The sequence below is a fragment of the Actinomadura litoris genome (genome assembly GCF_009733595.1).
GTDB classification, from domain to species: Bacteria; Actinomycetota; Actinomycetes; order Streptosporangiales; family Streptosporangiaceae; genus Spirillospora; species Spirillospora litoris.
In genome coordinates, this window is record NZ_WOFH01000002.1 from 496,903 (window position 1) to 518,816 (window position 21,914).

Annotated in this window: 22 protein-coding genes; 9 read left to right on the forward strand and 13 right to left on the reverse strand. The window is 72.7% G+C overall.

Annotated features, from left to right (window positions below; all coding sequences use genetic code 11):
* Positions 1 to 104: 104 nt before the first annotated feature.
* Positions 105 to 1,790: an alkaline phosphatase D family protein gene (locus GNZ18_RS06750; protein ID WP_156215328.1), complete on the forward strand. Its 1,686-nt coding sequence runs from the start codon at positions 105 to 107 to the stop codon at positions 1,788 to 1,790.
* A 63-nt stretch (positions 1,791 to 1,853) separates the two neighbouring features.
* Here GNZ18_RS06750 and GNZ18_RS06755 read toward each other — a convergent pair whose 3' ends face one another.
* Positions 1,854 to 2,945, reverse strand: coding sequence for an ATP-dependent DNA ligase (locus GNZ18_RS06755; RefSeq protein ID WP_156215329.1), 1,092 nt, complete (start codon positions 2,943 to 2,945; stop codon positions 1,854 to 1,856).
* 77 nt (positions 2,946 to 3,022) lie between these two features.
* Between GNZ18_RS06755 and GNZ18_RS06760 the strand changes: the two genes are divergently transcribed.
* Complete coding sequence (locus GNZ18_RS06760) at positions 3,023 to 3,721, forward strand: dihydrofolate reductase family protein (protein WP_156215330.1); 699 nt, start codon at positions 3,023 to 3,025, stop codon at positions 3,719 to 3,721.
* Here the strand turns inward: GNZ18_RS06760 and GNZ18_RS06765 are convergent.
* Positions 3,703 to 4,440: a pyrimidine reductase family protein gene (locus tag GNZ18_RS06765; RefSeq protein WP_156215331.1), complete on the reverse strand. Its 738-nt coding sequence runs from the start codon at positions 4,438 to 4,440 to the stop codon at positions 3,703 to 3,705. The two genes, GNZ18_RS06760 and GNZ18_RS06765, sit on opposite strands and share 19 nt — an antisense overlap.
* 156 nt (positions 4,441 to 4,596) lie before the next feature.
* On the opposite strand from GNZ18_RS06765, the gene GNZ18_RS06770 reads away from it, so the two are divergent.
* Positions 4,597 to 4,995 (forward strand): hypothetical protein, encoded by a 399-nt coding sequence (locus GNZ18_RS06770; RefSeq protein WP_214618919.1) that lies wholly within the window; start codon positions 4,597 to 4,599, stop codon positions 4,993 to 4,995.
* Positions 4,996 to 5,001: 6 nt separating this feature from the next.
* Here GNZ18_RS06770 and glgX read toward each other — a convergent pair whose 3' ends face one another.
* The 6 genes from glgX to GNZ18_RS06800 form a co-directional block, all read right to left on the reverse strand.
* A complete protein-coding gene (glgX, locus tag GNZ18_RS06775) occupies positions 5,002 to 7,107 on the reverse strand; it encodes a glycogen debranching protein GlgX (protein ID WP_156215332.1) in 2,106 nt (701 codons plus the stop codon).
* A 49-nt stretch (positions 7,108 to 7,156) separates the two neighbouring features.
* Positions 7,157 to 7,744: a GNAT family N-acetyltransferase gene (locus GNZ18_RS06780; protein ID WP_214618921.1), complete on the reverse strand. Its 588-nt coding sequence runs from the start codon at positions 7,742 to 7,744 to the stop codon at positions 7,157 to 7,159.
* A gap of 40 nt (positions 7,745 to 7,784) precedes the next feature.
* Positions 7,785 to 8,348, reverse strand: coding sequence for a DUF4262 domain-containing protein (locus tag GNZ18_RS06785; protein WP_156215333.1), 564 nt, complete (start codon positions 8,346 to 8,348; stop codon positions 7,785 to 7,787).
* 151 nt (positions 8,349 to 8,499) lie between these two features.
* Complete coding sequence (locus GNZ18_RS06790; protein WP_156215334.1) at positions 8,500 to 9,441, reverse strand: carbohydrate-binding protein; 942 nt, start codon at positions 9,439 to 9,441, stop codon at positions 8,500 to 8,502.
* 199 nt (positions 9,442 to 9,640) lie between these two features.
* Positions 9,641 to 10,699, reverse strand: coding sequence for a PP2C family protein-serine/threonine phosphatase (locus GNZ18_RS06795; RefSeq protein ID WP_246249460.1), 1,059 nt, complete (start codon positions 10,697 to 10,699; stop codon positions 9,641 to 9,643).
* A gap of 99 nt (positions 10,700 to 10,798) precedes the next feature.
* A complete protein-coding gene (locus GNZ18_RS06800) occupies positions 10,799 to 11,632 on the reverse strand; it encodes an SAM-dependent methyltransferase (RefSeq protein ID WP_156215335.1) in 834 nt (277 codons plus the stop codon).
* 179 nt (positions 11,633 to 11,811) lie between these two features.
* Between GNZ18_RS06800 and GNZ18_RS06805 the strand changes: the two genes are divergently transcribed.
* From GNZ18_RS06805 to GNZ18_RS06825, 5 genes are all read left to right on the forward strand, one after another.
* On the forward strand, positions 11,812 to 12,474 hold the full coding sequence (locus tag GNZ18_RS06805; RefSeq protein ID WP_156215336.1) for a hypothetical protein: 663 nt from the start codon (positions 11,812 to 11,814) through the stop codon (positions 12,472 to 12,474).
* A complete protein-coding gene (locus GNZ18_RS06810; RefSeq protein WP_156215337.1) occupies positions 12,471 to 13,352 on the forward strand; it encodes a hypothetical protein in 882 nt (293 codons plus the stop codon). Before GNZ18_RS06805 ends, GNZ18_RS06810 begins: the two co-directional genes overlap by 4 nt.
* 194 nt (positions 13,353 to 13,546) lie before the next feature.
* A complete protein-coding gene (locus GNZ18_RS06815) occupies positions 13,547 to 13,873 on the forward strand; it encodes a histone-like nucleoid-structuring protein Lsr2 (RefSeq protein WP_156215338.1) in 327 nt (108 codons plus the stop codon).
* A 215-nt stretch (positions 13,874 to 14,088) separates the two neighbouring features.
* Positions 14,089 to 14,481, forward strand: a complete 393-nt coding sequence (locus GNZ18_RS06820) for a hypothetical protein (protein ID WP_156215339.1) — start codon at positions 14,089 to 14,091, stop codon at positions 14,479 to 14,481.
* 200 nt (positions 14,482 to 14,681) lie between these two features.
* A complete protein-coding gene (locus tag GNZ18_RS06825; RefSeq protein WP_246249461.1) occupies positions 14,682 to 15,416 on the forward strand; it encodes a class I SAM-dependent methyltransferase in 735 nt (244 codons plus the stop codon).
* A 167-nt stretch (positions 15,417 to 15,583) separates the two neighbouring features.
* Here GNZ18_RS06825 and GNZ18_RS06830 read toward each other — a convergent pair whose 3' ends face one another.
* On the reverse strand, positions 15,584 to 17,206 hold the full coding sequence (locus GNZ18_RS06830) for an acyl-CoA dehydrogenase family protein (RefSeq protein ID WP_312874341.1): 1,623 nt from the start codon (positions 17,204 to 17,206) through the stop codon (positions 15,584 to 15,586).
* A gap of 172 nt (positions 17,207 to 17,378) precedes the next feature.
* Here GNZ18_RS06830 and GNZ18_RS06835 point away from each other — a divergent pair, with 172 nt between their 5' ends.
* A complete protein-coding gene (locus tag GNZ18_RS06835; RefSeq protein ID WP_156215342.1) occupies positions 17,379 to 18,110 on the forward strand; it encodes a DUF1707 SHOCT-like domain-containing protein in 732 nt (243 codons plus the stop codon).
* A 4-nt stretch (positions 18,111 to 18,114) separates the two neighbouring features.
* On the opposite strand, the gene GNZ18_RS06840 is transcribed toward GNZ18_RS06835, so the two are convergent.
* The 4 genes from GNZ18_RS06840 to GNZ18_RS06855 are packed head-to-tail and all read right to left on the reverse strand — an operon-like array spanning position 18,115 to position 21,415.
* Positions 18,115 to 18,876, reverse strand: a complete 762-nt coding sequence (locus tag GNZ18_RS06840; protein ID WP_156215343.1) for a sirohydrochlorin chelatase — start codon at positions 18,874 to 18,876, stop codon at positions 18,115 to 18,117.
* Positions 18,858 to 19,568, reverse strand: coding sequence for a phosphoadenylyl-sulfate reductase (locus tag GNZ18_RS06845; protein WP_214618928.1), 711 nt, complete (start codon positions 19,566 to 19,568; stop codon positions 18,858 to 18,860). The genes GNZ18_RS06840 and GNZ18_RS06845 overlap by 19 nt, the downstream gene beginning before the upstream one ends.
* Entirely contained in the window at positions 19,565 to 19,729 is a 165-nt protein-coding gene (locus tag GNZ18_RS06850) for an Insertion element protein (protein ID WP_156215344.1), read from the reverse strand. Before GNZ18_RS06850 ends, GNZ18_RS06845 begins: the two co-directional genes overlap by 4 nt.
* Before the next feature lie 15 nt (positions 19,730 to 19,744).
* On the reverse strand, positions 19,745 to 21,415 hold the full coding sequence (locus GNZ18_RS06855) for a nitrite/sulfite reductase (protein ID WP_156215345.1): 1,671 nt from the start codon (positions 21,413 to 21,415) through the stop codon (positions 19,745 to 19,747).
* Between the last annotated feature and the right edge of the window lie 499 nt (positions 21,416 to 21,914).

Below are 21,914 nucleotides of genomic sequence, written 5' to 3' on the forward strand. Positions count from 1 at the left end.
CTTTCCTGTTGTGGCGGCCGTCACCCGCGCGGCGTCTCCCGGTCACCGGCCTTCACGAGGCTTTCCGGCGTTTACTGCCAGACGTCCGAAAGGTCGCGTTTCACATGGCCGACTCCGCGCCCCAGCTCAACCGGAGATCCTTCCTCGTCGTCGGCGGCCTCGCCGTCGGCACCGCCACCGCCGCGGGCGGCGTCCCCGGGACCGCCCACGCCGCCACGCTCCGGTCGCGCGCCCTCGCCGGCGACCCGTTCACGCTGGGCGTCGCCTCCGGCGACCCCGACCCGCGCGGTTTCGTCCTCTGGACGCGCCTCGCCGTCGACCCGCACGCCGAGGACGGCCTCGGCGGCATGCCCGCGCGGCCCGTCCCCGTCCAGTGGGAGGTGTCCTCCGACGACCGGTTCCGCCGCGTCGACCGGCGCGGCACCGCCGTCGCGAGCCCCGAGGCCGCGCACTCGGTCCACGTCGAGCTGAACGACCTGCGCCCCGGCCGCGACTACTGGTACCGGTTCCGCACCGGCACCCATGTCTCGCCGGTCGGCCGGACCCGCACCGCGCCCCGCGCCGACTCCTTCGGCCCGGCCCTCGCGATGGGCTTCGTCTCGTGCTCCCAGTTCGAGCACGGCTGGTTCACCGCCTACCGGCGGCTCGCCGAGGAGCACCCCGACCTGATCCTCCACCTCGGCGACTACCAGTACGAGTACAAGAAGGGCGTCTACACCATCCCGGGCGGCAACGTCCGCGACCACGAGGGCCCCGAGACCGTCACGCTCGCCGACTACCGGCTGCGGCACGCCCAGTACAAGTCCGACCTCGACCTCCAGGCCGCGCACGAGGCCGCGCCCTGGCTCGTCGTGTTCGACGACCACGAGGTCGAGAACAACTGGGCCGACGACGTCCCCGAGGAGGGCTCCGACACGCCCGACCCCGCCGACTTCGCCAAGCGCCGCGCCGCCGCGTTCCAGGCGTACTACGAGAACATGCCGCTGCGCCGCCGGTCGGTCCCGAGGGGGCCGGACATCCAGATCTACCGGCGGGTCCAGTGGGGCAAGCTCGCCAACTTCCACATGCTCGACACCCGCCAGTTCCGCGACGACCAGGCGTGCGGCGACGGCAACAAGGTCTGCGACGCCGCGAACGACCCGAAGCGCTCCATCACCGGGGAGCAGCAGGAGAAGTGGCTGATCGACGGGTTCCGCCGCTCCGAGGCCCGTTGGGACGTCATCGGCCAGCAGGTCTTCTTCGCCCAGCGCGACAGCGACGCCGGGCCGCTGAAGAAGACCTCGCAGGACGCCTGGGACGGCTACGTCGCCTCCCGTGACCGCATCACCAAGGGCTGGGTGGACGCGAAGGTCCGCAACGCCGTCGTGCTCACCGGCGACGTCCACGCGCACTGGGCGAGCGAGCTCAAGGCGAACTACGACGACCCGGGCTCGGCGACCGTCGGCTCCGAGCTGGTGTGCACCTCGATCACCAGCACCGGCGACGGCAAGGACTCCAACCCCGCCGACCACCCCTACCTCAAGATCAACAAGCACCTGCGCTTCTACAACAACCAGCGCGGCTACGTCATGACCCGGATCGGCAAGGAGGAGATGAAGGCCGACTTCAAGACCCTCCCGACCGTGCGGACGCCCGGCGCCGAGATCTCGACCAAGGCCACCTTCGTCATCGAGGACCGCGTCCCCGGCCCGAAGCAGACCTACCTGCGCCCCTACGCCGCCGCGAAGGCGTCGGCCGGGTCCGACCAGGCGGTCATCGACCAGACGATCCGCAACGAGACCCAGCCCTGACCCCCGGCCGCGCGCGGCCGGGCCGCCTCCCTCAGCCGGGGGCGGCGGCCCGGCCGCCGCGGCTCAGCGGTCGGCGCGCGGCTTCTTCGCCGAGCCGCTGAGGATGTCGTCGAGGTCGTAGGCGACCGGCACCTCCAACTGCTCGTAGGTGCACGACCCGGGCGTCCGGTCGGGACGCCAGTTGCGGAACCGCGCGGTGTGCCGGAACCGGTCGCCCTCCATCGCCTCGTAGGCGACCTCGACGACCAGCTCGGGGCGCAGCGCCACCCAGGCCAGGTCCTTCTTGCCCGTCCAGCGGGAGATCGCGCCCGGCATCCGGTCGGCGGTGGCCTCGGTCTGCCGCGCCCAGCCCGCCCACGGATGGCCGTCGAGGTCCTCCATCCGGTAGGGCTTCAGCTCCTCGACCAGCTCGGCGCGGCGCTTCATCGTGAACGAGGCCGCGACCCCCACGTGCTGGAGGTTGCCCTCGGCGTTGAACAGGCCGAGCAGCAGCGAGCCGACGATCGGCCCCGACTTGTGCCAGCGGAAGCCCGCGACCACGCAGTCGGCGGTGCGCTCGTGCTTGACCTTGAACAGGACCCGCTTGTCGGGCGCGTACGGGACGTCGCGCGGCTTGGCGATCACGCCGTCCAGCCCGGCGCCCTCGAACTCCTCGAACCAGCGCAGCGCCAGCTCGTAGGAGTCGGACGCGGGCGTCACGAACACCGGCGCCCCCACCCCCGCCAGGGTCTCCACGAGGCGCCTCCGCCGCTCGCCCAGCGGCACCTCCATCAGCGACTCGTCGCCGACCGCGAGCAGGTCGAAGGCCACGAACGAGGCGGGCGTCTCCTCCGAGAGCAGCTTGATCCGGGACGCCGCCGGGTGGATGCGCTGCTGGAGGCCGTCGAAGTCGAGGCGGGTGCCCCTGCGCAGGACGATCTCGCCGTCGACCACGCACCGCTCGGGCAGCTCCCGCCTCACCGCCTCCACCAGCTCGGGGAAGTAGCGGGTCAGCGGCTTCTCACCGCGGCTGGACAGCTCCACCTCGTCGCCGTCGCGGAAGACGACGCAGCGGAAACCGTCCCACTTGGGCTCGTACAGCAGGTCGCCCTGGGGCATCGTCTTGACCGCCTTGGCCAGCATCGGCGACAGCGGCGGACTGATCGGCAGGTCCATGCCCCCATCTTGCGCCCTGCCACCGACAAAGGGGCAGGCCGGGGGGCCGGAAACGGTCATTGGCTACGCTGGCGCGCATGCGCCGCCTGCACCCCGAGCCCGCCGCCGGCGTCGATCCCTACGACGCCTACGGCGAGCCTCCCGGCCTGCGGCTCGGCATGGTCATGAGCGCGGACGGCTCGGTCACCGACGCCGAGGGCTGGACCGACGGCCTCGGCGGCGAGGCCGACTTCCGCGTGTTCCGGACGCTGCGCGCCCTCGCGGACGCGATCCTCGTCGGCGCCGGAACCGTCCGGACCGGACGGCTCGGCCCGGCGCGCCTCCGTCCCGACCTGCGCGCGCGCCGGGGCGGCCCGCCCGCCCCCATCGTCGTGGTGAGCCGCTCCCTGGACCTGGACTGGTCGCTTCCCCTGTTCACCGAGGCCGAGACCCCGACGGTCGTGGTGACGACGGAGCGCGCGCGGGCCCGCGTCCCGTCCGGCGTCACGGCCGTCGCGGCGGGGGAGGACGAGGTCGACCTGCCCGCCGCGGTCCGCGCGCTGCGCGAGGACCTCGGCCACGAGCGGCTGCTCTGCGAGGGCGGCCCCGCCCTCGCCACCGCCCTGCTCCGCGCCTCACTCGTGGACGAACTATGCCTGAACCTCGCCCCCACCCTCCTCGGCGGGCCCCGCCACACCCGCCTCCTCGGCGGCCTGGACGCGGAGGTCCCGCTCGAACCCGCCGCGCTCTACCTGGACGAGGGCGTCCTGTTCGTCCGCTACCTGGTGCGGGTGTAGCGGAGGAAGAGGAAGTCCTCGTCCTGGAGCGCGTGCGCCAGGCTCAACTCCTCCGGGACGGGCAGCGGCGGCCCGTTCAGGATCCGCGTCGCGGCGCCGGCCAGCAGCAGCGGGCTCAGCGTGAGGCACAGCTCGTCGAGCAGCCCCGCCGCGACGAACCCCGCGAGGACCGAGGGCCCGCCCTCGCACAGCATCCGGCGGTGCCCGCGCGCCTCCAGCGCCGCGAGCGCGGCGGCGAAGTCGAGCGTGGCCTCCCCGGCCGTGATCACCTCGGCGCGCTCGCGGGCCGCCCGCAGCCGCTCGGCGGGCGCGCCGGCGGGCGCCAGCACGATCGTCGGCTCCACCGCCTCGGTGAACACGGGCGCGTCGAAGTCCAGGTCGAGCGTGCGGGAGATGACCGCCAGCGGCGGCACGGCGGACCTTCCCTCGCGCAGGCCGCCCCAGCCCTCGACCGGACGGACCGGGCCGTAGCCCTCGGCCCGCACGGTCCCGGCGCCGACGATCACCACGTCCGCGAGCCCGCGCAGCAGCGAGAACAGGAACCGGTCGGCGGCGTTGCCGAGGCCGCCGCTGAGCCCGGCGCGCTGCGCGGCGCCGTCCAGCCCGGCCACCATGTTGGCCCTCAGGTGGCGGCCCCGTTCGGGCGGGGCGTAGCGCTCGGCGAGGTCGACCGGGCCCGGCAGCGGCGACAGCGTTCGCAAGGTCTCCAAGGTGTCCATAGAGGACACAAGTTACCGCCCGGGCCGTCATCTCCCTGACGGGCCGCGTGACGCAGTGTGCGGCAATCTGTACGAATCAGTCATGGAGGTGTGCCCGCCGCGTCACACTGGGACCTCGGGCCACGGGGAACGAGAACCGCACCGAAGGGAGCGGACGTGGAGTTCGCTGCGCTCACCGCGTGGGTCCTCGCCGCGGCGGTGGGCGGCTACCTGCTGGTCGTCTGGATGGCGAACGGCGGCCGGTCGACGAAGGTCACCCGGTTCCCGATCCTGGTCGTCGTGGGGCACCCCCTGGCCGCCGTGGCCGGGCTCGCCGCCTGGATCGCCTACCTGTTCACCGGCACCGCCTGGTACGCCTGGGGGGCGTTCGCCGCGCTGCTCGTCGTCGCCTTCCAGGGCTTCATGCTGTTCACCCGCTGGCTCGTCGGACGCGGCGGGCGGCACGCGCGGGGGGCCGAGCAGGCGTTCCCGGCCACCGCCGTCGCCGTGCACGGGGCGGTCGCCGCCGTGACCGTCGTCCTCGTGTTCCTCACCGTCATCGTCCAGGCCAGGTGAGCGGGTTCAGCCGAGGCGGCGCAGGACGAGCAGCGAGCGGCCGGGGACGCGCAGGTCGTCGCGCGCCTTGACGCTCGGGCGCTCGCCCGCCGCGTCCGGCTCGGCCGTGTCCAGGACGAACTCCCAGCGCTCGCCGTACTCGCCGCCGGGCACGGTGAACCCGACCGCGTCCGGACCCGCGTTGACCAGCAGCAGGAAGGAGTCGTCGCGGACGCGGCGCCCGTGCGGGTCGGGTTCGGTGATCGCGTCGCCGTTGAGGAACACGCCGAGCGACTTGGCGAACCCGGCCTGCCAGTCGTGGTCGGTCATCTCCTCGCCCGCCGGGGTCAGCCAGGCGATGTCGGCGGCGGCGCCGGTGCCGGTCCCGGTGAAGAACCGGCGCCGACGGAACACCGGGTGGTCGCGGCGCAGCAGCGAGAGCGTCCGCACGAACTCCATGTCGCCGGGATCGTCCCAGTGCACCCAGGAGATCTCGTTGTCCTGGCAGTAGGCGTTGTTGTTGCCCTGCTGCGTGCGGCGCATCTCGTCGCCGTGCGAGAGCATCGGCACGCCCTGCGACAGGAACAGCGTCGCGAGGAGGTTGCGGCGCTGCCGCGCCCGCAGCTCCAGCACGGCCGGGTCGCGGGTGGGGCCCTCGGCGCCGCAGTTCCACGACCGGTTGTCGTCGGTGCCGTCCCGGTTGTCCTCGCCGTTGGCCTCGTTGTGCTTGTGGTCGTAGCCGACGAGGTCGGCGAGCGTGAACCCGTCGTGGCAGGTCACGAAGTTGATGGACGCGAACGGCCGCCGCGCGCTGTGCTCGTACAGGTCCGACGAGCCGGTCAGCCGGGACGCGAACTCCGGCATCGTCGCGTACGAGCCGCGCCAGAAGTCGCGGACGGTGTCGCGGTACTGGCCGTTCCACTCCGTCCACAGCGGCGGGAAGTTGCCGACCTGGTAGCCGCCCTCGCCCACGTCCCACGGCTCGGCGATCAGCTTGACCTGCGAGACGACCGGGTCCTGCTGGACGAGGTCGAAGAACGTCGACAGCCGGTCCACGTCGTGCAGCTCCCGCGCCAGCGCCGAGGCCAGGTCGAAGCGGAACCCGTCCACGTGCATCTCCAGGATCCAGTACCGCAGCGAGTCCATGATGAGCTGGAGCGCGTGCGGGTTGCGGACGTGCAGCGAGTTGCCGCAGCCGGTGTAGTCGAGGTGGTAGCGGCGGTCGTCGTCGCGCAGCCGGTAGTAGGAGGCGTTGTCGATGCCCCGGAACGACAGCGTCGGGCCGAGGTGGTCGCCCTCGGCGGTGTGGTTGTAGACGACGTCCAGGATCACCTCGATGCCCGCCGCGTGCAGCGCGCGGACCATCGCCTTGAACTCCGCCACCTGCTCCCCGCCGCTGCCGGCCGAGGCGTAGCCGTTGTGCGGCGCCAGGAACCCGATCGTGTTGTAGCCCCAGTAGTTGCCGAGGCCCCGCGCCACCAGCGCGTGCTCGGGCACTGACTGGTGCACCGGCATCAGCTCGACCGCCGTCACGCCCAGGCCGAGCAGATGCTCGATCATCACCGGGTGCGCGAGGCCCGCGTAGGTGCCGCGCAGGTCCTCCGGGATCTCCGGATGCAGCTTGGTCAGGCCCTTGACGTGCGCCTCGTAGATGACGCTCTCGTGGTAGGGGGTGCGCGGCGGCCGGTCGTCGCCCCAGTCGAAGAACGGGTTGACCACCACGTTCTTCGGCATGTAGGGGGCGCTGTCGTCCTCGTTGAGCGCCGCCGGCTCGGCGAAGCGGTAGGAGAACAGCGACTCGTGCCACCGCAGCGCGCCGTCCACGGCCTTGCCGTAGGGGTCGAGCAGCAGCTTCGCCGGGTTGCAGCGGTGCCCCTCCCCGGGCTCGTACGGGCCGTGCACCCGGTACCCGTACCGCTGCCCGGGGCCGACGCCCGGCAGGTACCCGTGCCAGACGAGTCCGTCCACCTCGGGCAGGTCGCGCCGCACCTCGGCGCCCTCGGAGTCGAACAGGCACAGCTCGACCCGCTCCGCCACCTCGGAGAACAGGGCGAAGTTCGTGCCCGCGCCGTCCCAGGTGGCGCCCAGCGGATACGCGTCCCCGGGCCATACCTCCCGCGCGGCCTCTTCCATGCGCCCCCCTCGCCACTCGGCGTCGCCGATCGATTCTGACGTACCCGCCCTACCCGCGCGGCGGCACTCCATAGGGGAGACGCCAGACGATCTCGTCCTCGTCGGTCTCGGCGGTGGGCCGCAGCCCGAGCCGCGCCGCCACCGCGGCCGACGCGGCGTTGTCCGGATGGATCGAGGCGACGATCTCGGCGGCGCCGTGCGCGAGCAGCCAGCCCACCAGCGCCCGCGCCGCCTCGGTCGCGAAGCCGAACCCCTGGTAGGGCATGCCTATCACCCACGCGACCGACGCGGCGTTGCGCGCGGCCGACGGCGTGACCGTCGAGCCGTCCGCCGGGGCCGCCACGGTGTAGCCGGGGCGCGCGGGCGTCACGGTCGCCTGGACGTAGCCCACGGCCTGCCCGTCCCGGACGCGGCGCACGACCCAGTTGAGCCAGCCCTCCTGGTGGAACGGCGCCGGGCCCGCCACGAGGTGCTCGTACCGCGCGCGCAGCTCCTCGCCGGTCAGGGGCTCGCCGCCGATGTAGCGGTGCAGGCGCGGGTCGTCCAGCACCGGGGCCATCTCGGCCGCGTGGTGGACCGCCAGCGGCTCCAGGACGAGGCGCGGCGTGCTGATGGTCTCGGCGATCGGCCCGAACACCCGGCCGATCCTACGGCGTACGGCGTCCCGAACGGGCCGGTCAGAGCCCCGTGGCGCGCAGCCGGCGGGTCCAGACGCCCGGGGAGTGCTGCGACGGCGCCAGCCACAGCCACGGCTGCGCGCGCCGGAACTCCAGCTCGGTCCCCGGCTGCCAGGGGTACAGGCCCTCGGGGTTGGGCCAGACGACCTGGAGGAACGGCAGCGGAGGCTGCCGGTAGAACGTGACCGCCCCGGAGAACAGCGCGTCGTACCAGCGGGTGTCCACGGCCCGGAACGCCGCCGGGCGCCCCCGGACGACGTCGTCGCGCCGCTCGCCGTTGGAGGGCTCCGCGCCGTCGGCGGCGCGCCGGCCGAGGGCGTTGAGCGTCTCCTCCGTCTCGTACACGTCGCCGCCGAACATCGCCAGCTCGGGGGAGCGGTGGCTGTGCCACAGCCCGATCGTGTACGCCCAGCCCGGGACGTCCCCCTCCGGGTGGACGAGGACGACGCTCCACCCGTACTGGGTGATGTGCACGATCGTGCGGAGGCGGAAGTTGTCGAGCCGGTCGCGGTCGCCGTGGTCGTGGCAGATCACGCACGCGCATGGGGGGCGACCGTCGGGCATGGCCTTCAGCCTACGATCAATTCGCGCTTCCGGCTCGCCCCGGCGGGCCCGTGCGTAGCCGCCTCCTCACCTACCGCTCGTATCCGCGCCGGTCAGGACACTTTCCTAACAAATCCGTGAACAAGGGCTGGTCGGGTCGCCGCGGCCGCCGCTACTGCCGCACGATCCAGTGGTCGTTCGCGCCCGCGCGCACGAACTTCAGCGTCGGGCACCAGTAGTCGCGCGGGTTCGGGTCGGTGTAGGGCTGCCAGGGGGAGTCCGACGCTCCCGCCGGACGCCACGCGCCGTTCTGCCGGAGCTGGATGGCACTGCTCTCGAAGACGACGTTCTTGGCCTCGGCGCAGTAGTAGGCGTTCCCGGTGGAGGCGTTGCGGCTGGCGTACACCTCGAAGATGTCCCAGCCGTAGGCGAGCTGGCTCGTGTCGGTTCCCGACTTGCTGTAGAACAGGCTCCAACTGGCCGTCTTGTAGTTGTAGAGGTACGCCGACCACGCGTTCCCGCTCGTGCCGGTCCTGACGAGCTGGATGTTGTAGGCGGGATGGCCGTTCACGACCTGGGTGTAGGTCTGCAGGAAGGCGGCGTCCATCTTGATCTCTTTGGCGGGCCCGTTGCCGCCGCACCAGTCCCACGCCCAGATCTCGTTCCCGACGGCCTGCGAATAGACGGTCGTGACCTCCATGCAGGACCCGGCGGCCTTGATGGTGGGCGTGTAGGTGAAGTCGGCGCTGTTGGACACCCGGTAGGAGGTGTCGACGCTCTGCGTCGCCATCATCCCGTCGTGGCTCGCGGCGGTCGGCTCGACGCCCCAGAAATGGTGGAGCTGCTCGCGCCGCACCCGCATGCCGTGCAGTTCGCGGAAGGCGCGGGCGGCCTTCGCGCCCCCGGCGCCGCGGGTGAACGGCCGGGCCTCGGTGACGGTCCCGCTCTTGGGCGCGTCCGGGCTGGGGGAGGCCGGGGACGCGGCGGCCGCGGGCGGCTTCTCGCCCGGGGGCATCGCGGCGGCGGGAGCGGTGGCTCCGGCGGCGGGGACGGCCACCGGAGCCACCGTGAGGGTGGCTAGCGCGGCACACGTGAGCATGCTTCGACGCGGCATGGGGCTACTCCTTGGCGGGGGCGGAGCGGTCGGCATGCGCGCGCTTGCCGTGGCACGTGGCGGGGGGCGTGTCGTGCCGGTCCCAAGGATCATGACGGGCGCCGCGTTGTGTCAATGATCGGAATTTCAGCGCGCTTTCAGTACGCGTCGAAAAGGCCGTGCGGGCGGGCCGGATTCACCCCCGCCGGGGCGCCCGCGGTCAGGCGGTGATGGACGGTTCCGTGGTCAGCATCAGCATCGCGGCGTCGTCGTCGAGCGGCTTGCCCGCGTACCGGAGCAGATCCGCTTGGAGCGCGTCCAGCGCCGTCTCGGGATCGGCGCCGACGAGGAGGTCGGCGCGCTCGGCCAGCGGGTAGAACACGCCCCGGTCGTTGCGCGCCTCCACGACCCCGTCGGTGTAGAACAGCACCCGGTCGCCGGGCGCGAAGCCCACCGAGAACGGCGCGGCGGGCTCCTCGACGAGCCCCGACAGGCCGAGCGGCGGGGCCGGCTCCGGCGGGTCGAGCGCCTGCACCGCGCGACCGGAACGGATGAGCAGCGGCGGGGGATGGCCGCGGTTGAGCAGCGTGAGCCGGCCCGCCGGGTCGAGTTCGGCGAGCACCCCGGTGACGAACTGCTCGCTGGTGAGCTGCCGGGCCAGCGCCCGCTCGATCCGGTCGGCGACGTCGGGCAGCCCCGGCTCGTCGTAGGCGGCCTCGCGGAAGGCCCCGAGCACCACCGCCGCCGTCTCCACCGCGTCCAGCCCCTTGCCCTGGACGTCGCCGACGATCACCCGCACGCCCTGGGCGGTCATCACCACCTCGTACAGGTCCCCGCCGATCCTCGCGCGGGCGGACGCCGACAGGTAGCGGACCGCCGCGCGGACGGGCCCCACCCGGCGCGGCATCGGGCGCAGCAGCACCCGCTGCGCCACCTCGGCGATCGTCCGCACGTCGGCCAGCTCGCGCTCGTTGCGCTCGCGGTAGGCGGCGGCGAGCATCCCGGCGGCCGTCACGCCGACGACCGAGATGAAGGTGGCGTCGCCGGCGCGGGTGCCGATGATCTCGTCGTGCCGCGCCAGGCCCGCGCACAGCGCGATCGCGAACAGGCCCACCCACGCCGTCCGCCGCACGCCCCCGGCCAGGCTTGCGAACGCGGGGCCGAGCGAAAGCAGCGGCAGGTAGCCCACGCCGGGCCCGGCGGACAGGTCGACGGCGGCGACGAGCGCCATCATCGCGAAGGGCAGGATCGTCAGCGGGGAACCATGGCGTCTCCCCAACTGCCCACCTCCGTCCGCGACCTTTTCCACCCCTCACGTGCAGCTTAGTGTCGCGGGTGGCGCTCTCCGCGCAGCACGCCGCCGGGTCGGCGGGGCGCCTCAAAGCTTGCGGAGGACGCCGCCGTACTCGCGGAAGTCCCGTCCCATCCGGGAGGCGCCCACGAACGGGGTCAGCTCGCCGGGCACGGGCGCCGGCGGCGGCTGGCCCGGGTCGGGACGCCAGTGGACCACGTTGACCAGGCCGGGCTCGACCGGGTCCAGGCCGTCCAGGAGCGCGTCGACCTGCGCGCGGGTGCGGGGCTGCCACGCGATCCCGGCGGCGCCCATCCGGGCGTCGAGGTCGGCGGCGCGGACGGGGTCGGAGCAGACGATCTCCGAGAACGCCAGGTGGCTGCCGGGCGCGGCGCGCTCCAGCGCCGTCCGCAGGACGCGGCGCGGGTCGTCGGCGTCCAGCAGGTGGTGGGCGACCGAAAGGAACAGCACCGCGAGCGGCTCGTCGAAGTCGATCAGGCGGCCGACCTCCGGATGGCCGAGGACCGCCTCCTGGTCGCGGAGGTCGGTGGTGATCACCACGGTGGAGCCGTCCCCGGCGAGCAGCGCGCGGGCGTGCGCGAGGACGACGGGGTCGATGCCGACGTAGACGGCCCGGGCGTCCGGCGCGAACTCCCGGGCGACCTGGTGGACGTTGGCGTCGGCCGGGAGCCCGCAGCCCATGTCGAGGAACTGCCGGATGCCCGCCTCCACGACCGGGTGGCGGACGGCCCGGTACAGGAAGAGGCGGTTCTGCCGGGTGATGTCGACGCTCTCGGGGGAGGCGGGCGCCGTCCTCAGCGCGAACTCCCGATCGACCTGGTAGTTCTCCTTGCCGCCGAGGGCCCACCCGTAGACACGGGCGGAGGTCGGGACGTCGTCGGGGATGTCTCGCGTGTCCATATCGCTTCTCTCGGAGCCTCGTGGCCGGGTGTCCCGCTCGCGGGGAAACCGTCCCGCCACGGGGATCGTCATGGCCCGGTTCGGCCATCCCCGCGTCCCGCTCCGGCCATCGCGGCCGCGGACGTGTCGGACGAACTACTCTCCGGAATACGGATGTCGCAGGGGCGGGGGCGGTGGCCATGAGGGGTCTCCGGATCGGCGCCGTCGCGGGCGCGCTGTCGCTCGTCCTCGGCTGCGGGGCGGTCGACGACCCCGGGACGGAGCAGACGGCACCGGCGCGCTCCGGCGGACCCTCCGGGGTCGGCGCGCCCGGCTCAGGCCAGGGCGGCGCGGGAGGCGGCTCAGGGCAGGGCTCCGACTCCGGCTCCGGCTCCGGCTCCGGTGCGAAGGAGTACCCCTGGAGCCTGCCGGGCGGCGACCCCGGCCTCACGGTCGCGGTCGGCGCGATCTACATGGCGATCCGGGCGGGCGACTGCGCCGGGGCCCAGGCGAAGTACGACGCCTACGGCGAGAGCGGCGGGACCCTCAGCGACGAGGGCGACAAGACGATCCTGCGGGTCGGGATCGCGCTGTGCAGGGGCGACCGGGCGACGGCGCTGAACGAGTTCGCGTCCTACGAGTGGCCCGGATACGACGACAACTGGTTCCAGTGCCAGCTCTACACGGTGGCGGGCAGCGTGCTGCGGCACCGGCCGCCGTCCTCGTTCGCCGACTGCCCCGCCGTCCAGCCCGGGACGGGGACCTCCGACTCGCCCTCGCCCGAGGTGAGTCCCGACGACCCGCCCACCGATGAGTCGCCTCCGCCGACCGACGAGCCGTCCCCCTCGGCGGAGCCGAGTTGACGCAGGAGGCCCCCGAGCCCCCGCCTGAGCGGGAGGGGGTCGGGCCCGGCGTGCTGCGCTGGCTCGCCGGGCTGATCGCCAACGTCACCGTGCTGACGGCGCTGCTGGTGTACTTCGGCTGGCAGCGCAACTACGTCATGGCCGACCGGGTGGGGATCGAGGAGAGCGTGCTCGGCCAGTCCGTGCGCGACTACCTGCTGCGGAGTGTCCGTCCCGCCCTGGTGCTGCTCCTGCTGGTCGCCGTCTGCGGGCTCGTGTGGCTCCAGGTCGACCGTGTGCTCGCCCCGAGGGTCCGCGACCGGGGGACGCGGGACCGCCTCGTCCGCCGCGCGCTCGGGTTCCTCTCGGTGAGCTGGCTCGCGCTCCCGCTCGCGGTCTACGCGCTCGGGTTCACCGCCCGCGCCCTCGCCCTGGACGGCGGGCGGGAGTTCGCCTACGTCGCCTGGCCGCTCAGTATCGGCGCGGGCCTGCTGCTCACTTTCTACGGCACGCAGTTGCGCGGGACTTCGCCCGCCGACAAGGAGCCGCTGCTGCGCGCTTTCGTCGCGGTCGCCGTCGTGGTGATGCTCTTCTGGGGGACCTCCAACTACGCGACCCTGCAAGGCAATGCCCTCGCCGACAAGCTCATCACGGGCATTCACCGGCAGAACGAGGTCACCGTCTACAGCCCAAAGCGTTTGTTCCTGGCCGCCCCCGGGGTGACCGAGACCGAGCTTCCGGGCAAGAACGCCGCCTACGGCTACCGGTATGGCGGCCTGCGCCTGCTCGCCCATGCCGGAGGCCATTATTTTCTGGTGTCCGACAGCTGGGCACCTGGCGGCGCGGTGATGGTGCTCAGCGAGAAGGACAATCTCCGCCTGGAGTTCTCCCGCACCTGAACGCCCTCGTCAGGCCCCCGCACAGCCCTGGGGGCCGGGCTTTCCGGGCATATCGGTTGCTTCACGGGCGCCCGGCCGAGGAACTGCGGTAAGTGAACTCCGCGCGTTCATCGGCGTAAGGCTGTTGCAATTGGGAAAGCTCGCCTATCATCGGCTACTCTCGAACTGAGAAACCGAGTGGGAGGAAGTTGCTCATGGCGCAGAAGGTCCAGGTTCTCCTGGTTGACGACCTCGACGGCGGGGCGGCGGAGGAAACCGTCTCCTTCGCCCTCGACGGCCGGTCGTATGAAATTGATCTGAACAAGAAGAACGCGGCCAAACTACGCAAGGCGTTCGCGCCCTACAAGGACAATGCCCGCCGTGCCCGCGCCGTCGGCGCCCGCAGAGGCGCCGGCCGCGGGGCCGGCAACCGCGAGCGCAGCGCCGAGATCCGCGAGTGGGCCCGGTCCGCCGGCATCAAGGTCAACGACCGCGGCCGGATCCCCGCGACCGTGATCGAGCAGTACGAGGCCGCCCACTGACCCACCGTCCGGCGGGGGGCGCGGCCGGCAGGAAGGCTCCACGACGCGGCGGGCGCGGACCTCGCTCCCGGCGCGGTCGGCGGGGGAGCCCCTGGCGGACGGCCGCGCCCTCGCCCGCCGCGCGCCGCCCCCCGCCCAGCCCGCCCCCAGGCCCCCGTTCCCACGCGCTCGCGATACTCCCGGTCATAAAGTGGTGACCCGGGAGGTCTTGCCAGGTGGATGAAGCGCACGGGGATTGCGATGCCCCTTATCTTCGGCCGCTGCTTCATGCTCTGCGGTGGCTGGGGCGGGATGCGGAAGAGCAGGTCGCCTATGTGACCGCGGAACGTGTGGGTGTCGACGAGTTGGCGCTGATGTTCGACGACGTGTACCGGGGCGCCGGCCAACATCTTGCGTCGCGGCCCGCTGATGCGGCTCTTCTGGAGGAGCTCAACAAGATCGATCGAATCTTGGCTGAGATGACCGATGGGCCGAGCGCGCTTTGGTCGCGCGAAGCGCCCTTCTCTGCGCGGGAGTGGGCCGATCTGCGGCGGCAGAGCCGCGGCGTCATCGGCATTCTGCGCCGGCAGTACCCCTGGCTGTGGGAACCGGGTGGAGCGAACTGTTGAACAGGCTCCGCCCGCCGGGCCGTTTCAGGTAAATCAACGGCTGCCGTGCCACGCGCGGCGCGACGTCCCGGCCTTGGTCTACGGCTGAAGACCAAGGCGGCGTCATCTCGGTGTCGGGTATTCAGCGGCGAGCCGGGGCGGCGGTGGAACAGTGCGTCGTAGCCGCCCCCCGAATGGCCGGTTCGTGGCAGAGTATGGGGATGCCTGGCGCGCGGTACGGGGTGGATGCGCCCTACGGGTTCAGCTTCGTGGGCCTGGTCGTGGTGGGGTTCTGGGTGACCGGGCTGGTGATGGCGGTCACCGTCGATCTGGTCGCCGCGCTGCCCGCGCTGCTCGCGGGCACCCTGCTGGCGGGATGCCTGGCCCTGAGCCTGCACACCTCACTGCGCGGCAAGTTCCTGGTCTGGCGGGACGTGCTGGACGAGCTCGACCTGCGTGGCGACGAACGGCTGCTCGACCTCGGCTGCGGCCGTGGCGCCGTCCTGGTGGCCGCGGCCCGGCGCCTCCCGCGGGGCCGGGCGGTCGGCGTGGACCTGTGGCGCGGACTGCACCAGTCCGGCAATTCCCCGGCGGCGACCCTGCGCAACGCCCGTGCCGAAGGCGTCGCCGACCGCGTCCACGTGCACGGGGGCGACCTGCGCAGGCTCCCGTACGCGGAGGCGAGCTTCGACCTGGTCGGGTCCAGCCTGACGGTGCACACCATCTTCGGCGCGGACACCCGCGCCCAAGCGATCGCCGAGGCGTACCGGGTGCTGCGTCCGGGCGGCCGCCTGCTGATCGCCGACCTGGGGCGGACCCCCCGCGAGTACGCAGCCGTGCTGGCCCGGCTGGACGCCCAGGACATCCGCGTGCGCAGCCTCGGCTGGCGCGCGTGGTGGGGCAGTCCGTGGGTACCGACCCGCCTGCTCACCGCCCGCAAACCAGACGCCCCCTGAACACACCTACCGGCACGACCCAGGCTCCGTGGTCACCCGGCGTCCGACGGGCACCGCCCCCGTCGGCCACCGGCACCAGCAGGGGCGCCCCTTCACCCGGGAATGATCTCGCTGGGTCGGTTGTCGCGTGGCTCGGGAGACTCCGGACGCCGATGGTGGAGCAGGGGTCAGCCGATCTTCGGGGTGGCGCGGTCGATGATCGGGGCCAGGTCCAGGCCCGGCGGGAGGGTGCCGAAGGCGCCGCCCCGGTCGCCGGCCAGGCGCGTGGCGCAGAAGGCGTCGGCGACGGCCGGGTGGCCGTGCCTGACCAGCAGCGACGCCTGGAGGACCAGTGCCAGGCGCTCGGCCACCCGGCGGGCGCGGTACTCGATCGTCGCGGTGTCGGTGAGGCTTTCCCTGGCGTCCTTGACGGCCGCGTCCAGGCGCTTGTCGGCTCCTTGGGAGAGGGCGACCTCGTCGAAGAACGTCTCCAGTGTTCGCGGGTCGCGCAGGGCTCGGAGGAGGTCCAGGGCGGCCACGTTGCCGGACCCCTCCCAGATCGAGTTCAGGGGGGACTCGCGGAAGAGGCGGGGCATGCCCGACTCCTCGACGTAGCCGTTGCCGCCCAGGCATTCCAGGGCCTCGGCCGTGTGGGCGGGCCAGCGCTTGCAGACCCAGTACTTGCCGACCGCGAGCGCCAGGCGCTTGAACGCCGTTTCCGTCCCGTCGCCTCGGACGGAGCGGTCGGTGGCGCCCGCCAGCCGGGTCATGAGGAGGGTCGCCGCCTCGGACTCGATCGCCAGGTCCGCCAGGACGTTGCGCATCAGGGGCTGGTCCGCGAGGTATCCGCCGAACGCCTTGCGGTGCGCGGCGTGGTGGGCGGCCGCGGCGACGCCCTGGCGCATCCCCGACGCGGCGCCGATGACGCAGTCGAGCCGGGTCATGTTGACCATCTCGATGATCGTGCGGACGCCGCGTCCCTCGGCGCCGACGCGCCAGGCGAGCGCGCCCTCGTACTCGATCTCGGCCGAGGCGTTGGAGCGGTTGCCGAGCTTGTCCTTGAGCCGCATCAGGCGCAGCGGGTTGAGCGCCCCGTCCGGGAGGACGCGGGGGACGAGGAAGCAGGTGAGGCCGTCCGGGGCCTGCGCGAGGGTCAGGAACATGTCGCACATCGGGGCGCTGGTGAACCACTTGTGGCCGGTGAGGCGGTAGGTGCCGTCCGGCAGCGGGGACGCCTCGGTGGTGTTCGCGCGCACGTCCGAGCCGCCCTGCTTCTCGGTCATCGACATCCCGGCCAGCAGCGCGTTCTTGGTCAGCGGGGCGCGGAGGCCGAAGTCGTACTCCGGGCGGGCCAGCAGCGGCTCGTACCGGGCGGCCAGCTCCGGTGCCTGCCGCAGGGCCGGGACGGACGCGTAGGTCATCGAGATCGGGCAGCCGTGGCCCGCGTCCACCCGCCAGACGTAGAACTTGGCGGCGCGGGCGACGTGCGCGCCGGGACGGGGATCGGCCCACGCGGAGCCGTGCAGGCCGTGGGTCACCGCGACCGTCATCAGCTCGTGCCACGCCGGGTGGAACTCGACCTCGTCGACGCGGTTGCCGAAGCGGTCGTGCGTCCGCAGGACGGGCGGGTGCTCGTTGGCGAGGCGGCCCTGCTCCTGCGCGTGCCCGGTGCCCGCCAGGCGGCCCAGCCCGCGCACCTCGGGCACCGCCCAGCCCGCGCCCTCGCGCTCCAGGCCGTCCAGCAGCACGGCGTCGTCGGCCACGTCGTGGCCGGCGAGCGGGGGGACCTGGTTGAGGACCTCGTGGGTCACGGTGCTCCCTCCGGGTATGCGGGGTGTTACGGAGAACGATACAGAATGCCGTTCGGAACGGGTGCCGGCCGTGCCCCCGACCGGCCTCCCGGGGGCATCCTCCTGAAGTGGTGGGGTGATCTCGTCCGCGCGGCTGATTGCCCGCGAGGCTCGAAGGCATACCTTCGGAAACATGAGTCAGTCCAGTCCGCAGCCGGGGCGACCGCCGGAACGCCGCCCCGCCGACCTGCGGAAGGAGCCCCGTCCCGCCGCGGTGCCGGAGACCGCGGGCGGGCCCGGTGTGGATCCCGCGGCGGTGCCCGGGGTGGGCGTGGTCCGGGCGTCGGACGCCGAGCGGGAGGCCGTGGTCGAGCGGCTGCGCGTCGCCTCGGTGGAGGGCCGGCTGACCTTCGAGGAGCTGACCGAGCGGTCCGAGGCGGCCTACGCCGCGGTCACGCGCGGTGACCTGGAGCTGATCACCCGTGACCTGCCCGGCATGGGCGCGCCCGGAGCCAATCCGGCACCCGTGCAGGTCAAGCGCAAGTTCAGCGCGATCATGGGGGACTGCAAGGAGCGCATCGTCGGCCGCATCGACGAGCGCCTGGAGGCCGTGTCGGTGATGGGCGACGTCGAGTTGGACCTGCGCGGCGCGCAGGTCCCCACCGGCGAGGTCACCGTCTACGCCACCGCCGTGATGGGCGACATCAAGATCATCGTGCCGGACGGGGTGACCGTCGAGCTGAGCGGCCGCGCCGTCATGGGCGACCGGCGGGTCGCGGTCCGCGAGCCCCGGCCCGGCGCGCGGGTCCCCGTCGTCCATGTGGTCGCCCACGCGATCATGGGCGATGTCAAGATCGTGGACGACGAGCACCACGCGCCGCTGCGCCGCGCGATCGCCTCCTGGTGGAAGGACCGCAGCACCTGAGGGGTCAGACGGCGGTGGGCTCCGCCTGGGCGGCGAGCGCCTCGGTGTACCGGTGGACGACCAGCTCGGCGACCTCCGGGGCCGCCCCGAGCACCGGCGACACCGCGTCCGCGCCCGCCGCGAGCGACTCCGCGCGGACCTTGTCGGCGAAGTGGCCTGGCGCGAGGATGTAGGACGCGACGGCCACGCGCGGCGCCCCCGCCGCGCGGAGCGCCGCCACGGCCTCCGCCGGGGACGGGCGCGACGCCGAAGCGAACGCCGGGACCGCGTCCCACCAGCCCCGTGACCGCCACTCCCGCGCCAGCCGCCGGATCGTCGCGTTCGCGGCGGCGTCCGAGGAGCCCGCCGACACCAGCACGACCGCCGTGTCCGGGTCGCCCGGCGGCACCCCCGCCTCGGTGAGGCGCCGCTCCAGCGCGTCCATCAGCAGCGGGTGCGGGCCCAGCGTGGCGGCGGTGCGGGTCCGCAGGCGCGGATGCCGGTTCCGCGCCCGCGCCAGCACGCCCGGGACATCGGTCTTGCTGTGGTAGGCGGCGGTGAGCAGGAGCGGCAGGACGACCGCCGCGTCCGCGCCGTCGCGGGCCAGGCCGTCCAGCACCCGTCCGGGGGCGGGCGGCGCGTGGTCCAGGAACGAGGCGTGGACGGGCACGCCGGGACGCAGCGCCCGGACGGCGTCCATGAGGCCCGCGACCGTCGCGGCGGCGCGCGGGTCCCTGCTGCCGTGCGCCACCGCCACCAGGGGGGTGCTCACAGGTGGATGCCGCATTCGGTCTTGCCCATCCCGGCCCAGCGCCCGCTGCGCGGGTCCTCGCCCGGCGCGACGGGGGACGTGCACGGCGCGCACCCGATCGAGGGGTAGTCGTCGTAGTGCAGCGGGTTGACCAGCACGCCGTTGTCCTCGATGTAGTTGTCCATGTCCTCCTGGGACCAGTCCAGGATGGGGTTGACCTTGACCATCCCGCGCTTGCGGTCCCACTCGACGACGCGGCGGTCGCGGCGGCTCGCGGTCTCGTCCCGGCGGATGCCGCTGAACCAGGCCATGTAGCCCTCCAGCGCGCGGCCGAGCGGCTCGACCTTGCGCAGGTGGCAGCACAGGTCGGGGTTGCGGCCGAACAGGCGCGGGCCGAGCGCGGCCTCCTGCTCGGCGACCGTCCGGGAGGGCGTCACGTTGATCACGTTCACCGGGTAGACGGCCTCCACCGCGTCCCGGGTCCCGATCGTCTCGGCGAAGTGGTAGCCGGTGTCGACGAACAGCACGTCGATGCCGGGCTTCACCTTCGACACCAGGTGGATCAGCGCCGCGTCCGACATGGACGAGGTCAGGCAGATCCGGTCGCCGAACGTCGCCGACGCCCACCGGATGACCTCCAGCGTGGGCGCGCCCTCCAGGGCCGCGGCGGCGGACGCGACGATGTCCTCAAGATCGAGTGTGGGTCTGTCGGTCTCCAGAAGAGTCACCGAGGGATCTCCTTGCGTGTCTGGGGCGCTCCAACACCGAGGAACTTCAACGAGAAGGAACGGACGCAGTCGTGGCAGAACCAGGCCCCGGTCTCCGCGAGGGGCTCCAGGTTCTCCTCACCGCAGTACGGGCAGTAGAACGGCGCGGCACGTTCGCTCATTTCCGCTGCCCTCCGCTACTTCAGATCGGCTTCGTCGGCACGGCGCACCCAGTCGGCGAACCTCTCGCCGTCGGCGCGCTGCTCGTCGAACCGGCGGACCACCCGCTCGACGTAGTCGGTGAGGCCCGCCGAGGTGGTCTTGAGCCCGCGGACCTTCTTGCCGAACGTGGCTCCGAGCTGCCCGCCCAGGTGGATCTGGAAGCCCTCGACCTGGTCGCCGTTCTCGTCCACGACGAGCTGGCCCTTGAGGCCGATGTCGGCGACCTGGATGCGGGCGCAGGCGTTCGGGCAGCCGTTGACGTTGATGGTGAGGGGCTGGTCGAAGTCCGGGAGGCGCTTCTCCAGCTCGTCCATGAGGTCCATCGAGCGCTGCTTGGTCTCGACGATCGCGAGCTTGCAGTACTCGATGCCCGTGCAGGCCATCATCTGGCGCCGGAACGTGGAGGGGCGCACCTGGAGGTCGTGCTCGGCGAGGGCGTCCGCGAGCGCCTCGGTGTTCTCCTCCGGGACGTCCAGGATGACCAGCTTCTGCTCGATCGTCGTGCGGACGCGGCCCGAGCCGTAGCGGGCGGCCAGCGCGCCGATGGCGCCGAGCAGCTCGCCGTTGACCCGGCCGACGCGCGGCGCGAAGCCGACGTAGAAGTTCCCGTCCTGCTGCGGGTGGATGCCGACGTGGTCGCGGCGCTCCTTCGGCGCGTCCGGCTCGGGGCCGTCCGGCAGCGCGTACCCGAGGTACTCCTTCTCCAGCACCTCGCGGAACCTCTCCGGGCCCCAGTCGTTCATCAGGAACTTCAGCCGGGCGCGGCTGCGCAGCCGCCGGTAGCCGTAGTCGCGGAAGATCGAGGTGACGCCGTGCCACACCTCGTGCGCCTGCTCGGGCTTGACGAACACGCCGAGGCTCTTGGCGAACATCGGGTTCGTGGACAGCCCGCCGCCGACGAAGAGCTGGTAGCCGGTCGCGCCCGCCTCGTTCACCACGCCGACGAAGGCGATGTCGTTGATCTCGTGGACGGTGCAGTGCGAGGTGCAGCCCGACAGCGCCGTCTTGAACTTGCGCGGCAGGTTCGAGAACTCCGGCGAGCCGATGTAGCGGTCGTGGATGTCGCGCAGCTGCGGCGTCGCGTCGATGATCTCGTCGGCGGCGATCCCGGCGAGCGGGCAGCCGATGATCGTGCGCGGGGTGTCGCCGCACGCCTCCATCGTGTGCAGCCCGACGGCCTCCAGGGCCTCCCAGATCGCGGGGACGTCCTCGATCCGGACCCAGTGGAGCTGGACGTTCTGGCGGTCGGTGATGTCGGCGGTCCCGCGCGCGTACCGGGTGGAGATGTCGGCGATCGTGCTCAGCTGGGCGCCGCTGAGCTGGCCGCCGTCGATCCGGATCCGCATCATGAAGTAGCGGTCGTCGAGCTCCTCGTCGGGGAGCGCGCCGGTCTTGCCGCCGTCGATGCCGGGCCTGCGCTGCGTGTAGAGCCCGAACCAGCGGAACCTTCCGCGCAGGTCCGCCGGGTCGATGGAGTCGAAGCCGGCCTTGGAGTAGACGTCGATGATCCGGCGGCGGACGTTGAGCCCGTCGTCGTTCTTCTTGTTCTCCTCGTTCTTGTTGAGCGGTTCCCGGTAGCCGAGGGCCCACTGGCCCTCGCCCTTCTTCTTGCGCTTGATCGCGGGTGGCACGGCGCGCGTCCTCATCTGTGGTGGTGAGGGACGCGTAGCGCACCGGCGGTGTGGGACAGCCGGCTCGGCACTGAGCAGGGTGATGCCAGGGATGACGCCGATGCACCACGCGCCCGTCGAGCAGGGCGTGGTCGGGGCGTCAGCGACAGATCGCGCTGCGGACGCGCAGGAAGTCGACGTGCCGGCGTTTCGCCAGCAACGGATCCGCAGCAGTCATGCCTAGACTTTGACACGACGTCTCGCGGGCTGTCCAGTTACGCCCGGCGTCGGCGCACGTGAGAAGAGTCATCCCTGCCGTCTCCAGTTCACCCGGGGCTCCGGTGCGGGGGCGTCGCCGGTACCCGGCCGGCCGGGCTCCCCGCCGAGGTCGGACGGGGCGGCGCCGCCCGCGGCCGCGGCGGGGGAGGGCAGGTGCTGGCAGTCGCACCACGACCCGCCACGGCACTGCCCGTGGTGGCGATCCCGGCACGACTGGCATATCACCCTTCCATTGTCACCGACGGACCGCGATGCT

What these genes read in the sequence shown, in the direction of transcription:
- GNZ18_RS06840 (WP_156215343.1), bottom strand. Translation starts at nt 18,876, where the DNA reads ATGCGGCATCCACCTGTGAGCACCCCCCTGGTGGCGGTGGCGCACGGC.
- GNZ18_RS06855 (WP_156215345.1), bottom strand. Translation starts at nt 21,415, where the DNA reads ATGAGGACGCGCGCCGTGCCACCCGCGATCAAGCGCAAGAAGAAGGGC.
- GNZ18_RS06800 (WP_156215335.1), bottom strand. Translation starts at nt 11,632, where the DNA reads ATGGACACGCGAGACATCCCCGACGACGTCCCGACCTCCGCCCGTGTC.
- GNZ18_RS06765 (WP_156215331.1), bottom strand. Translation starts at nt 4,440, where the DNA reads ATGGACACCTTGGAGACCTTGCGAACGCTGTCGCCGCTGCCGGGCCCG.
- GNZ18_RS06850 (WP_156215344.1), bottom strand. Translation starts at nt 19,729, where the DNA reads ATGAGCGAACGTGCCGCGCCGTTCTACTGCCCGTACTGCGGTGAGGAG.
- GNZ18_RS06755 (WP_156215329.1), bottom strand. Translation starts at nt 2,945, where the DNA reads ATGGACCTGCCGATCAGTCCGCCGCTGTCGCCGATGCTGGCCAAGGCG.
- GNZ18_RS06805 (WP_156215336.1), top strand. Translation starts at nt 11,812, where the DNA reads ATGAGGGGTCTCCGGATCGGCGCCGTCGCGGGCGCGCTGTCGCTCGTC.
- GNZ18_RS06815 (WP_156215338.1), top strand. Translation starts at nt 13,547, where the DNA reads ATGGCGCAGAAGGTCCAGGTTCTCCTGGTTGACGACCTCGACGGCGGG.
- glgX (WP_156215332.1), bottom strand. Translation starts at nt 7,107, where the DNA reads ATGGAAGAGGCCGCGCGGGAGGTATGGCCCGGGGACGCGTATCCGCTG.
- GNZ18_RS06750 (WP_156215328.1), top strand. Translation starts at nt 105, where the DNA reads ATGGCCGACTCCGCGCCCCAGCTCAACCGGAGATCCTTCCTCGTCGTC.
- GNZ18_RS06790 (WP_156215334.1), bottom strand. Translation starts at nt 9,441, where the DNA reads ATGCCGCGTCGAAGCATGCTCACGTGTGCCGCGCTAGCCACCCTCACG.
- GNZ18_RS06825 (WP_246249461.1), top strand. Translation starts at nt 14,682, where the DNA reads ATGCCTGGCGCGCGGTACGGGGTGGATGCGCCCTACGGGTTCAGCTTC.
- GNZ18_RS06835 (WP_156215342.1), top strand. Translation starts at nt 17,379, where the DNA reads ATGAGTCAGTCCAGTCCGCAGCCGGGGCGACCGCCGGAACGCCGCCCC.
- GNZ18_RS06760 (WP_156215330.1), top strand. Translation starts at nt 3,023, where the DNA reads ATGCGCCGCCTGCACCCCGAGCCCGCCGCCGGCGTCGATCCCTACGAC.
- GNZ18_RS06785 (WP_156215333.1), bottom strand. Translation starts at nt 8,348, where the DNA reads ATGCCCGACGGTCGCCCCCCATGCGCGTGCGTGATCTGCCACGACCAC.